Origin of the sequence: Isoptericola chiayiensis (genome assembly GCF_013149805.1) — a bacterium.
Taxonomy (GTDB): domain Bacteria; phylum Actinomycetota; class Actinomycetes; order Actinomycetales; family Cellulomonadaceae; genus Isoptericola; species Isoptericola chiayiensis.
The window spans coordinates 409559-421747 of record NZ_JABEZT010000001.1; the positions used below are offsets into that span (position 1 = coordinate 409559).

General features: G+C 72.6%; 9 protein-coding genes. 2 read left to right on the forward strand and 7 right to left on the reverse strand.

What is annotated here, in order from left to right; translation table 11 throughout:
- Positions 1-34: 34 nt before the first annotated feature.
- Both HDG68_RS01720 and metG read right to left on the reverse strand, forming a co-directional pair.
- The gene (locus HDG68_RS01720) at positions 35-970 is read right to left on the reverse strand and encodes a TatD family hydrolase (protein ID WP_172148665.1); all 936 of its coding nucleotides are present in this window, start codon (positions 968-970) and stop codon (positions 35-37) included.
- The gene (gene metG / locus HDG68_RS01725; protein WP_172148667.1) at positions 970-2766 is read right to left on the reverse strand and encodes a methionine--tRNA ligase; all 1797 of its coding nucleotides are present in this window, start codon (positions 2764-2766) and stop codon (positions 970-972) included. The genes HDG68_RS01720 and metG overlap by 1 nt, the downstream gene beginning before the upstream one ends.
- 173 nt (positions 2767-2939) lie before the next feature.
- Here metG and HDG68_RS01730 point away from each other — a divergent pair, with 173 nt between their 5' ends.
- Positions 2940-3515: an isochorismatase family protein gene (locus tag HDG68_RS01730; RefSeq protein WP_172148669.1), complete on the forward strand. Its 576-nt coding sequence runs from the start codon at positions 2940-2942 to the stop codon at positions 3513-3515.
- 177 nt (positions 3516-3692) lie between these two features.
- Here HDG68_RS01730 and rsmI read toward each other — a convergent pair whose 3' ends face one another.
- Positions 3693-4574 carry a 16S rRNA (cytidine(1402)-2'-O)-methyltransferase gene (gene rsmI / locus HDG68_RS01735; protein WP_172148671.1) on the reverse strand — a complete coding sequence of 294 codons (882 nt, stop codon included), beginning with the start codon at positions 4572-4574 and terminating at the stop codon, positions 3693-3695.
- Between the two features lie 47 nt (positions 4575-4621).
- Between rsmI and HDG68_RS01740 the strand changes: the two genes are divergently transcribed.
- Complete coding sequence (locus HDG68_RS01740; protein ID WP_343037371.1) at positions 4622-6619, forward strand: phospholipid carrier-dependent glycosyltransferase; 1998 nt, start codon at positions 4622-4624, stop codon at positions 6617-6619.
- A gap of 93 nt (positions 6620-6712) precedes the next feature.
- Here HDG68_RS01740 and HDG68_RS01745 read toward each other — a convergent pair whose 3' ends face one another.
- The 4 genes from HDG68_RS01745 to HDG68_RS01760 form a co-directional block, all read right to left on the reverse strand.
- Entirely contained in the window at positions 6713-8242 is a 1530-nt protein-coding gene (locus tag HDG68_RS01745) for a family 20 glycosylhydrolase (RefSeq protein WP_172148673.1), read from the reverse strand.
- Between the two features lie 11 nt (positions 8243-8253).
- Complete coding sequence (locus tag HDG68_RS01750) at positions 8254-9894, reverse strand: hypothetical protein (protein ID WP_172148675.1); 1641 nt, start codon at positions 9892-9894, stop codon at positions 8254-8256.
- 79 nt (positions 9895-9973) lie between these two features.
- The gene (locus tag HDG68_RS17510; RefSeq protein ID WP_343037372.1) at positions 9974-10948 is read right to left on the reverse strand and encodes a diguanylate cyclase domain-containing protein; all 975 of its coding nucleotides are present in this window, start codon (positions 10946-10948) and stop codon (positions 9974-9976) included.
- 282 nt (positions 10949-11230) lie between these two features.
- Positions 11231-12085, reverse strand: coding sequence for an aldo/keto reductase (locus HDG68_RS01760; RefSeq protein WP_216647870.1), 855 nt, complete (start codon positions 12083-12085; stop codon positions 11231-11233).
- Between the last annotated feature and the right edge of the window lie 104 nt (positions 12086-12189).

Consider the following 12189-nt stretch of genomic DNA (forward strand, 5'->3'; position numbering starts at 1 on the left):
ACCGTAGTGGAGGTCGGGCCCGGACGGAAGACGCTCACCACGCTCCGTAGACCTCCACGGACGTCGCAGACACCGTGTCGCAGACCTCCTCGAGCGGCCGGTCGAGGATCTCGGCCATCGCCCGGACGGTGTGCCCGACGACGTACGGGCCGATCGGTCGGCCCCGGTACGGGTGGGGCGGCAGGAACGGCGCGTCGGTCTCCACGAGCACGTGGTCCAGCGGGATCGTGCGCAGCGCGGCACGCAGGTGGTCGTTCTTCGGGTAGGTGACCGGCCCGGCGAACGACAGGTACCAGCCGTGCTCCGCCGCCAGGGCCGCCATCTGCTCGTCGCCGGAGTAGCAGTGGAAGATCGTGCGCTCCGGCGCGCCGTCGCCGAGCAGGACGTCGATCACCTGCTCGTGGGCGTCGCGATCGTGGATCTGCAGCGCCAGCCCCAGCTCCTTGGCCAGCGCCACATGGGCGCGGAACGACTCCCGCTGGGCGGCCTCGCCCCGCGGTCCGGTGCGGAACAGGTCCATGCCCGTCTCCCCGATCGCACGGATGCGCGGGTTGTCCCGGGCGACGGCGGCCACCCGGGCGACCGCGTCGTCGAGCGACGTCGCGTGGTGCGGCTGCGGGTCCGGCTCGAGGCCGTCGGGCCCGACCTCACGGACACCCGCGTGCAGCACGGCCTCGTTCGGGTGGATCGCGACGGCGCCGAGCAGGCTCGACCCGTACGCCGGGTCGCGCAGCAGGGCGTCCGTCCACGCGATCGTCGGCAGCTCGCAACCGACCTGCACCAGCCGGTCGACACCGACGGCGGCAGCCCTCTCCAGGTGGTCCGCCACCGTCGGGACGGGTGCGCCCTGCAGGGCACGCTCGTCCAGCACCGCGTCGATGACGTCCAGGTGGGTGTGGTTGTCGACGACCGGGACGGGCAGGGGCTCCGGGTCCGGCGGGAAACCCCGCTCCCGCTTGCTGCGACCCATCAGGCCTTCTCGCGCAGGCGTTCCAGCTCCTCGTCGACGATCGAGTCGTCGAGCTTGGTGAACACCGGCGTGGGCTTGGCGATCGGGGTTCCGGGGGTCACCGCGCGGGACTCCCACGACGGGAACTCGTAGCCGCCGTCGCGGTTGCCGGTGATGACCGGGTAGTGGCGCGAGTCGTCGTCGAGGTCGGTGACCTCCTCGATCACCGGCTGCGGCGCGAACTCGCCCGTGCCGCCGAGCACCTCGTGCACCGACTGGGCCGAGTGCGGCAGGAACGGAGCGAGCAGCGTGTTGCAGTCGCTGACGGCCTGGGTGGTGGTGTGCAGCACGGTGGCGAGCCGGTCCGGGTCGGTCTTGAGCTTCCACGGCTGGGTCTCGGAGACGTACCGGTTGACCTCGCCGACCACCCGCATCGCCTCGGCGACGGCGGCCCGCTGCCGGTTGGACTCGATCAGCGAGCCGACCTTGGCGAACGCCTCACCCGTGGTGGCGAGCACCGCGCGGTCGACGTCGGCTTGCTCGCCCGCGGTGGGGATCTCGCCGAAGTTCTTGTGCACCATCGAGGCCGTGCGGTTGACCAGGTTGCCCCAGCCGGCGACCAGCTCGTCGTTGGTGCGCCGCAGGAAGCTCTCCCAGGTGAAGTCGACGTCCTGGTTCTCCGGTCCGGCGGCGGCCACGTAGTAGCGGAACGCGTCCGGCTGGTAGCGGGCCAGCATGTCGCGCACGTAGATGACCACGCCGCGCGAGGAGGAGAACTTCTGCCCCTCGACGTTGAGGAACTCGCTGGAGACCACCTCGGTGGGGAGCTGGAGCGAGCCGTACGGGCCGGGCTCGCCCCCGTGCGCACCTCCGCCGTCGTACCCGAGCAGCTCCGCCGGCCAGATCTGGGAGTGGAACGTGATGTTGTCCTTGCCCATGAAGTAGAACGAGCGGGCGTCCGGGTTGGTCCACCAGTCGCGCCACGCCTCGGGGGTGTCGCGGCGACGCGCCCACTCGATCGAGCTGGACAGGTAGCCGATGACGGCGTCGAACCAGACGTAGAGCCGCTTGTTCGGGTTGTCGGACCAGCCGTCCAGCGGGACGGGGATGCCCCAGTCGATGTCGCGCGTCATGGCGCGCGGGCGGACGTCGTCGAGCAGGTTGCGGCTGAAGTTCAGCACGTTCTGCCGCCAGCCCTGACGGGTCTCGAGCCAGGAGGCGAGCGCGTCCACGAAGGCCGGCAGGTCGAGGAAGAAGTGGTTCGACTCGACGAACTTCGGCGTCTCGCCGTTGATGCGGCTGCGCGGGTTCTTCAGGTCGATCGGGTCGAGCTGGTTGCCGCAGTTGTCGCACTGGTCGCCGCGAGCGCCGTCGTAGCCGCAGATGGGGCAGGTGCCCTCGATGAAGCGGTCGGGCAGCGTGCGGCCCGTGGACGGCGAGATGGCGCCCATCGTCGACTTCTCGACCATGTAGCCGTTCTGGTGGACCGTGCGGAACATCTCCTGCACGACGGCGTAGTGGTTACGCGTCGTGGTGCGCGTGAACAGGTCGTAGCTCAGGCCCAGGGACTGCAGGTCCTCGACGATGACGCGGTTGTACCGGTCGGCGAGCTCCTGCGGGGTGACGCCCTCCTGCTCCGCCTGCACCAGGATCGGGGTGCCGTGCTCGTCCGTGCCGGAGACCATCAGCACGTCGTGACCCGCCATCCGCATGTGCCGGCTGAAGACGTCGGAGGGAACGCCGAAGCCGGCGACGTGGCCGATGTGCCGCGGGCCGTTGGCATAGGGCCATGCCACGGCCGAGAGGATGTGGGTCATGGCCCGAATCCTACTGGTCCGGGCCGTGACGCCGTCGGGGCGTCTCGCCCCTCCGCTGCCTCTTCCGCCGAGATCGACCTACCCGTACCGAGATCGACCTACCGTCCGTCGATCTCGGTACGGGTACATCGAGATCGACACCTGGGGGGGGCGGTTGGTGGCACAGTGGAAGCATGAGTACGCGAGCACTCCTCGTCGTCGACGTCCAGCCGACCTTCTGCGAGGGCGGCGAGCTACCGGTCGACGGCGGCAACCGCGTGGCCCAGGACGTGGCCGCGTACGTCGCCGCGCACCGCGACCGCTACGGGCTGGTCGTCACGACCCAGGACTGGCACATCGACCCGGGTGAGCACTTCAGCTCCGAACCCGACTTCGTGAACTCCTGGCCGGTGCACGGCGTCGCGGAGTCCCCCAACGCCGCGCTGCACCCGGCGCTGGCCGACCTGGCCGCCGACGTCGCCGTCCGCAAGGGGCAGTACGACCACGGGTACTCCGGGTTCGACGGCGCGGACGAGGTCGGGCGCTCCCTCGACCAGGTGCTGCGCGAGGCGGACGTCCGCGAGGTCGACGTGGTCGGGCTCGCCGAGTCGCACTGCGTGAAGTTCACGGCCCTCGACGCCGAGCGGCACGGGTTCGAGACCCGGGTGCTCACCGACCTCACCGCCCCCGTGTCGGCCGAGCAGGGCGAGCAGGCCCACCGCGAGCTGACCGAGGCCGGCGTCGAGCTGACCCCCTCCACCGCGAGGTAGGCAAACTTCTGGCGAGGTAGGCAACTCGTCCGCGACGTAGGCGACCTTGCGGCGAGGTAGGCCGGGGCCTCCTCGGTACCCGGGCACACCTGCGGCGCGACGTACCGGTAGGTCGAACCGGAGACACCGACGTCGCCTACCTCGCGGAAAGTTCGCCTACCTCGGGGGAGAAGTGGCCTACCTCGCGGGAGGGGTCGGTCGGGCCGCCAGCACGGCTTCGTACAGCTCGCGCTTGGACACCCCGGTGGCGGTGGCGATCTCGCCGGCGACGGTCTTGAGCCGCTCCCCCGCCGCGACCCGTTCCTGGACCTGCGGCACCAGCTCCTCGACGCCCGGTGCCGCGGGTGCGGACGCCCCGCCGACGACGACGCAGATCTCGCCGCGCAGCGGCTCCCCGGCGTCCGCCCGCTCGGCGGCCCATTCCGCCAGCTCGCCCAGGGTCCCGCGCAGGACCTCCTCGTAGAGCTTGGTCAGCTCGCGGCAGACGGCGGCGGGTCGCTCCGGCCCGAACGCCTGCGCCATGGCGGCGAGGGTCTCGACGACGCGGTGCGGCGCCTCGAAGAAGACCATCGTGCGGGGCTCGTCCGTGAGCGCCTCCAGCCACCGCGTGCGGTCGCCCGCCTTGCGGGGCACGAACCCGTCGAAGGTGAACCGGTCGGTGGGCAGCCCGGACAGCGCCAGCGCGGTGAGCACGGCCGAGGCGCCGGGTGCGCTCGTGACGGGGAGGCCGCGCTCGACGGCACGTGAGACGAGCCGGTACCCCGGGTCGGAGACGGCGGGCATGCCGGCGTCGGTGACGACCAGGACTGTGCCGCCGTCGTCGACGACGTCGAGCAGGTCGTCGGCGCGGTCCCGTTCGTTGTGCTCGTGGTAGGACACGACGCGTCCGCCGATGCGGACGTCGAGCCGCGCGGCGAGGGCGTGCAGCCGGCGGGTGTCCTCGGCGGCGACGACGTCGGCGTCGGCCAGCAGTCGCAGCAGCCGCGCAGAGGCGTCCTCGACGTTGCCGATGGGGGTGGCGGCCAGGACGACGGACCCGGACTCGGCGACACGACTCATGGGGACAACTGTCCCACGGGCGGTGCCCACCCCTTAGAGTGACCGGCGTGAGCGCCCACGACGACGGTACGTCCACCGGAGATCAGCCCGAGGTGACCGCCGACGCGCCACGGCCTCGGCAGGAGCTCCCGTCCCGGCGGGAGATCCACGGGCACCGGCGCACGGACACGCGCGGCATCCCGGTGGTCACGGGTGCGATCAAGGCGCTGACGGGTTCGATCCCTGCCGTGGGGAAGCGGTCGGAGGGTGCGGGCGGTCCGTCGACGGGCACGACGGCGGCCGTCCCGTCTCCGGCACCCGGGACATCGGGCCACACGTCCTCAGGCCGCACCGCGCCCGAGGCGAGCCCGGCGTCACCGGTGGCGACGACGGCGTCGCCCGCTGCGCCGTCGGACGGCGACGACGGCGGCTCGGCGACGTCCCCGGCGGAGAGGACCGGGTCGCCGGACGAGCCGGAGGTCTCCCACGAGCGGCGGCTGCTCGTGGCGCTGCTGGGTGAGCGCCGCCTGGCGCTGGCGGACAGCCGCCGCGCCCGGCTGATCGGCTGGCTGGGCACGCTGGTGGTGACGGCGGTGGCTGCGGTGGCGCGGCTGTGGCAGCTCGGCCGCCCGGAGACGCTCGTCTTCGACGAGACCTACTACGTCAAGGACGCCCACACCCTCGGCTCCGAGGGGGTGGAGCTGCAGTGGCCCGACGACCCGAACGCGGCGTTCGAGGCCGGCGACGTCTCCAGCTACCTGGACCAGGCCGCCTACGTGGTGCACCCCCCGGTGGGCAAGTGGATGATCTGGCTCGGCATGGAGGCCGGGGGCGGTGCGACGAACCCGTTCGCGTGGCGCCTGGCGAGCGCCGTCGTCGGCATCCTGGCGGTGCTGCTGCTGGTCCGGATCGCCCGGCGGCTGTTCGCCTCGACGACGATGGGTCTGGTCGCGGGCTTCCTGCTGGCGATCGACGGGCAGGCGATCGTGCACTCGCGCACGGCGTTGCTGGACCAGTTCCTCATGTTCTGGGTGGTGGTGGCGTTCGGCTGCCTGGTGCTGGACCGGGAGCAAGCCCGACGTCGCCTCGCGGCCCGCGTGGGTGCGGTGCTGGACGCCGGGGGTTCCGTCGCCCGGTACGGGCCCCGGCTGGGCTTCCGGTGGTGGCGTCTCGCGGCCGGTGTCTCGCTGGGGCTGGCGTGCGGCGTGAAGTGGTCGGGCCTGTGGTTCGTGGCCGTGTTCGGACTGCTGACGGTGCTGTGGGACGTGACGGCCCGGCGTCGGGCCGGGATCGGGCGCTGGCTGGAGGACGGGGTGCTGGCCGACGGCGTACCGGCGTTCCTGCAGATCGTGCCGGTCGCGCTGGTCACGTACGTCGCGTCGTGGTGGTCGTGGATCGTGTCGTCGAACCCGGCCGGGTACTACCGCGACTGGGCGGCGGACAACCCCGACGAGACGGTGTCGTGGATCCCGGACTGGATGGAGTCGCTGTGGTACTACCACCAGCAGATGTTCAGCTTCCACACCGGGTTGAGCTCGGAGCACGCCTATGCGGCGAGCCCGTGGGGCTGGATCGTGCAGTGGCGACCGACCTCGTTCTACTGGGAGCGCACTTCGCCCGGTGAGGGGTCGTGCCCGGCGGACGCGGACGGCGCCTGTGCGGTCGCGGTGACGGCGCTCGGCAACCCGCTGCTGTGGTTCCTGGGGGCGCTGGCGATCGTGGTGACGATCCTGCTGGGGATCTGGCTGCGCGACTGGAGGGCTCTGGCGGTGCTGTCCGGCGTCGTCGCGGGCTGGGCGCCCTGGTTCCTGTACACCGACCGGACGATCTTCACGTTCTACTCGATCGTGTTCCTGCCGTTCGTGGTGCTCACGCTGTGCTACCCGATGGTGGTGGCCCTCGAGCGTTCGCGCTGGCGGCAGGGCCGCGGCGGCACTCTCGCGGTGATCGCGGGGATCGTGCTCGCCATCGCACTGGTGTCGGTGGCGTTCTACCCGTTCTGGTCGGCGATGCAGGTGCCGTACGACTACTGGCGCGAGGTCATCCGCTTCCAGAACTGGATCTGACGCCCCCACCTGTTGTGGGCGCACTTCCTGGCCCGAATTGACCGTTTAAACGGCATTTGCGACCCCAGGGAGTGCGCCCACAGCGGTGGCGGACTACCGCCAGTCGACCTGCGGCGTGGGGTGGAACGCCCAGCCGGCGGTGCTCCAGGCCGGCGCCGCGGCGGCGGTGCGGCCGCGGAACGACTCCCAGTCCTTCGCGTCCGGCGCCGCCCAGGCGACCTCCGCCACGGCGCCGAGGCGCGGCAGCAGCATCGAGAACAGCTCGTCGCGCGTCGTCAGGGTCTCGGTCCAGACGGCGGCGCTCACGCCCTCGACCGCGGACGCCGGCAGCCCGTCGATGACGGCCGTGGGCTCCCACTCGTAGGAGTCGCGCAGCTCGACGGTGCCGGCCCACTCCAGCCCGAGCGGGTGCTCGGACGTGTACTTCATGTCGAGGTAGGCGTGGTTGCCGGGCGACATGACGAACCGTGCCCCGGCGTCGGCCGCGGCGACGAACCGCTCGAACTCCTCGCCCTTGGGCTCCCAGTACTGCAGCAGGGTGCCGGGCTCGACGGGGCCGCGGGCGCCCTCCTGCCAGAAGATCGGCGTCTTGCCGTGCTCGCGCACGATCCGGGCGGCGAGCTCGACGAACTGCGCGAACTCGCCGTGGTCCATGGTGAGCACCTCGTCGCCGCCGACGTGCACCCACTCGCCGTGGGTCATGCGCGCCAGGTCGCCGATCACGTCACGCAGGAACGGCTCGGTGGCCGGGTTGTCGAACCACAGGCGCGAGAACCCGACCTCGATGCCGTCGTAGGCGTCGGTGGCGAGCCCGTCCGAGGTCAGCGCCCCGTAGACGTGGGTGGCGGCGTTGACGTGCCCGGGCATGTCGAACTCCGGCACGATCGTGACGTAGCGCGCGGCGGCGTACTCCTGCAACGCGGCGTAGTCGTCGACGGTGAGGTAGCCGGCCGTGCCGCCGCCGACCTGGTTGTCGGAGGCCTTCTCGAGCTCCGGGCGGGAGGGGATCTCGATGCGCCAGCCCTGGTCGTCGGTCAGGTGCAGGTGCAGCACCCGCAGCTTGAACGCGGCGACGAGGTCCACGACCGCACGGATGTCCTCCGGGCCGAACCAGTGCCGCACGACGTCGAAGCTCAGCCCGCGCCAGGTGTAGCGCGGGGCGTCGTGCACGACGACGGCGGGCACCCGGGCAGCGCCGTCGCCGGCGCCGTCGGTGGCGGCCGGGACCACGAGCTGGCGCAGGGTGCGCGCGGCGTGCAGGAGCCCGACGGGTTCGGCGGCGGTGGCCCGGATCTCGCCGTCGCCGACGCGCAGGGTGTATCGCTCGGGGCTGTCGGAGCCGTCGGGTCCGGCGGCCGGGTCGATCCGCAGGGTGAACGTCACGACCCCGCCCGGAGTGACGACGTCGGCACTCTGCGGCGAGGTCGGCACTTCGGACTGCCGATCTCGCGGCGTGCTGCCGACGTCGGCAGCCTGGGAGATCGGGACGCCGGCGGCGGTCAGCTGTTCGGCGACGACGGCGGCGAGCGCCGGCTCGGGTGCGTCGACGCGGACGGCGGGCAGGTCGACGGCGGGGGCGTCGGCCTCGGTGACCTGGGTGGGCCACGGGATGAGCGGAAGCATGGGTCTCCTGGTCAGGACCCGGCGACGAGCAGCGGCGCCGGGTCCGTCGGGACGAGGTCGGGCGTCTGGTACGGGACCAGCGATGGTCCGGACCAGCCGGGGTGGACCCCGTCGGGAAGGTCGTCGGTCACTCGCCCCCACACCCAGTCGGTGGCGGTCATGGCACCGGTGCGGTCCGCGGTGACCACGACCTCGACGGCGGCGCCGGCCGCCGCCCTGCCGAGCTGGGCACGGTCGACGACGGACTCGGGTCGTGTCTGGTGCACGACGACCATCGCTGGGGGCAGACCGTGATTCGTTACCACTCCTTCAATATAGGCGATGGCGTCCCGCAGCTCCGCCATCGAGACCTGCCCGGGCGGGTTGACGCCGTCCGACCGCCGGTCCTCGGGGTGCAGCGCGACACCCACGCCGGGACGGGCCAGCAGGTCCTCGTAGGGCTCGATCTCCTCGACCAGCGCGCCCGTCCCCGCACCGACGTCGAGCAGCACGTACTGGCCAGCCTCCCGCGCGGCGTCGATCAGCGGTTCGAGCTCGGCGGCGGGCTCCTCCGCGACCCAGTCGCCGTCCTCGGTGGGGTGCCCGGCCGCCGCGCTCGCCTGCACGACGACGGTCGGCACGACCGGCCCTCCGTCGAGCCCGGCGTAGGCCTCGGCCGTCCCGGCGGCCTCGGCCACCACGTCGGCGGGGTCGGAGCGTCGATCGCCGGCGACCGACACGTACCGTGCGGGCAGCAGGTGCTGGGTGCCGGTCGGCAGCAGGTCGCCCCGCTCGGCCGTCGCGACCCGCCACGCGAACTCCGCGGGCGTCCCGAAGGACGGGCCGACGCCGATCACCGCGAGCGCCTGTGCCGCGTCGATCCGCTCGATCGACTCCGGCGAGCCGGCGATGTCACCGCCGGGCACGGCATGGTCCACCGCTCCTGCGGCGCGCAGCGTCGCGACCGCCGCCTCGTGGCCGGGCTGCGGGTCGGTGAGCGCCAGGACCTCGCGCAACGTCGACGACTCGGCGGGTGCCGCACCGGTCGGCGCCCCGGCGAGCGCGGCGTCGACGTCCGCCCGCAGCCGCTCGGCGTCGTCGTCGGGCAGCGAGTGCTCGGTCTCGACGCTCGGCAGAGGGTCGGACACCTCGAGCCGGACCGTCTCCACGCCGGCCGCCTCCGCCGCGCTCTCCGCCGACGCCGGGGCCGGCGTCGCGGACGCCGAGGGCGCTGCTCCCGAGCCGTCGTCGGAGCCGTCGGCAGCGGATGACGGGTCGGGGACGACGACGACCGCCACCCGCGCACCGAGCCGTTCGAGCTCGTCGGTCACGCCGTGCTCCGACACCGAGCCGCCGACCAGCAGGGCCGGCGCCTCGAGCTCCTCCGCGGCCGCGGCGTGGACCGCACGCAGGTGGGCGCCGTCGTCGTCGCGGGTCTCCGCCGCGAGCACGACGACGGGCGCCCGGCGGTAGACCTGCTGGCTCGCGGTGAGGGCGAGCTCGGCCGGCTCCGCGGCGTCCAGGAGCACCGTGTGCGCGTCGGGTGCGTCGACGACGCGGTGCACCGCGGGGCCGTCGGGTTCCGGGACGGGCTCGGGCGAGGCCGGACCGCAGCCGACGAGGGCGACGAGGCCGAGCACCACGAGGACGAATCGGACGTTTCGCGCAGGCACGTACTCCATCTTGGCGCATCCTCGCCGCTGCGTCGATGTCCCGCAGCAGGCTAGGGGGCCGGCCGGCCGGGACGGACGGTCAGCTCTGCGGGACCCGGTCGGCGGTCTCGACGGGCAGGGCCGTCCGCGCGAGCCGTGACTCGGCCTCGCGCACCAGCTCCTCGGCGACGGCGGCACCGGCCACCGACCAGACGACGGCGGACCGCAGCTCGGGCCAGGCCGGCGCGTCCACGCCGCCGGAGGGTTCCACCAGCTGGGCGAGCACGTGCCGGCGCAGCTGGTCCGCCGAGGCGGCCGCGTGGATGTCGTCCATCGGGGGCAGCGTCGCCAGGACCGCGAACCGGTCGCCGTCGACCCGTCCGGCCTCGCAACCGCGGGGCAGCCCGGTGCGGAGCCGGTGGGCCAGCTCGACCAGGACCGTGTCCCCGACGGCCAGCCCGTGGCGCGCGTTGAGCCGCGCCATGCCCCGCACGTCCAGCAGCACGACGACGACCCGGGTGCCGGAGGTGCGCACCAGGTCGCAGCGCCGTGAGAGGGAGTGCCAGGTCGCGGCACGCGTCGGCAGGCGGGTCTGGGGGTCCTGGGAGGACCGCTCGGCCAGGGCGGCGACCAGCGACCGCATGAGGTCGGCCGTCCCGGCGCTGCCCCAGGTGCGCCCGGCGACCAGGACGTCGTCGTACCGGTGCTCCTCGGGGCGTTCCATGGCCTGGGTGGCGACCGTGGAGACGGCGTCGTCCGGGCGTACCACCATGGGCGTCCAGTCGGTGACGCTCGCGACCGGCTTGCGCTCGAGGACGGCCCGTCCGTAGCCGAGCCGGCCCGTCAGCGCCGCGGTCAGCCCGGTCCGCATGATCATGCCGGTGCGCTCGCCCCCGGACTCCTGCACGACGACGCAGGTCACCTCGGGGTTGCGGAACATCACCTCGAGCTGGCCCACCGGCATCGAGGAGTCGACCACGGTGACGGGACGGGCGAGGTCCGACACCACGCCCGCCAGACGGGCTCCTCCGCGGACCTGGCGGTGGCGGGCGACCTGGGTGATCTCGTCGTGCACGCGTGCAGTATGGGCTCGGACCGAACGGTCATGACGGACCAAACGGACACCGATGCCGAGTGTTCCGGGAGTGTTCACCACCGTTCACCGCCCGGACACGGTCGGCCGTGGTCGTGACCGGGCGCCGGGGCTCAGCCGCGGTCGGCCGCCGCCCGGCACAGGCAGAACGGGTACCCCGCCGGGTCCGCGTAGACGGCGAGCTGCTCGTCGGCACCAGGCGGCGCCGAGGGGCCCCTCCGGATACCCGGAGGGGCCCCTCGTCCGCCGTTCCGATCGAGGAGATCAGCCGCCGGCGTAGACGGGGAAGACGCCGCTGTCGCCGTAGTCGCGGAAATGCACGCCGCGCAAGACCTCCATGTCCTCGTCCGAGATCTCGAAGTCGACCTCGGCATTGCTGCGCATGTGCGCGGGGTTGGCCGTCTTCGGCACCGGCACGGTGCCGAGCTGCAGCGTGTAGCGGATGCACAGCTGCGGCACCGTCACGCCGTACTTCGCGGCCATCTCGGCCACGTGCGCGTTCTCGAGGATCTCCCCGTGCGCGATGGGCGAGTACGCCTCGACGAGGACGCCCTGGCTCTCGCAGAACTCGAGGAGCTCGAAGGGCGTGTTGCCCACGTGGACCAGCAGCTGGTTGACGTGGGGCTTCACCGTGGCGCCGGCGAGCAGGTTCTCCAGGTCCTTCTGCTCGAAGTTGGACACCCCGATCGACCGCAGCTTGCCCGCCTCGTACGCCTCCTCGAGAGCACGCCAGGCCTCACGGTTGCCGTCGGCGTAGTCGCCACCCCGGAAGTCGTCCCAGGGCTGCGGGCTGTGGATCAGCATCAGGTCCACGTAGTCCAGCCCCATGGTCTCCAGGGACCCGTCGATCGCCGCCACGGCGTCGTCGTAGGTCTTGACCTCGGCGGCCAGCTTGGTCGACACGAAGATCTCCTCGCGCGGGACGCCGCTGGTACGCACGCCCTCGCCGACACCGCGCTCGTTGCCGTACGCCTGGGCGGTGTCGATGTTGCGGTACCCGATCTCGACGGCGTCGCGGACAGCCTGCGCGACCACGTCGTCGTCGATGAACCAGGTCCCCAGACCCAGCTTCGGGATCGTCACGTCGTTCGAGAGCGTGTAGGTCTCGTTCAGCATCATGATCTGCCTTCCTCTCGGTGCGACGCGCTCGCTGCTGCTGCGGCGGGCGCGTCCTCTGTCTCCACGCTAGGACGGCCGGGCCGGACGAGGGAGACACTGGCGGT

Bases quoted from the DNA above. Each gene is read 5' to 3' on its own strand.
- HDG68_RS01745 (WP_172148673.1), bottom strand. From the start codon at position 8,242: ATGCTTCCGCTCATCCCGTGGCCCACCCAGGTCACCGAGGCCGACGCC.
- rsmI (WP_172148671.1), bottom strand. From the start codon at position 4,574: ATGAGTCGTGTCGCCGAGTCCGGGTCCGTCGTCCTGGCCGCCACCCCC.
- HDG68_RS01760 (WP_216647870.1), bottom strand. From the start codon at position 12,085: ATGATGCTGAACGAGACCTACACGCTCTCGAACGACGTGACGATCCCG.
- metG (WP_172148667.1), bottom strand. From the start codon at position 2,766: ATGACCCACATCCTCTCGGCCGTGGCATGGCCCTATGCCAACGGCCCG.
- HDG68_RS01720 (WP_172148665.1), bottom strand. From the start codon at position 970: ATGGGTCGCAGCAAGCGGGAGCGGGGTTTCCCGCCGGACCCGGAGCCC.
- HDG68_RS01730 (WP_172148669.1), top strand. From the start codon at position 2,940: ATGAGTACGCGAGCACTCCTCGTCGTCGACGTCCAGCCGACCTTCTGC.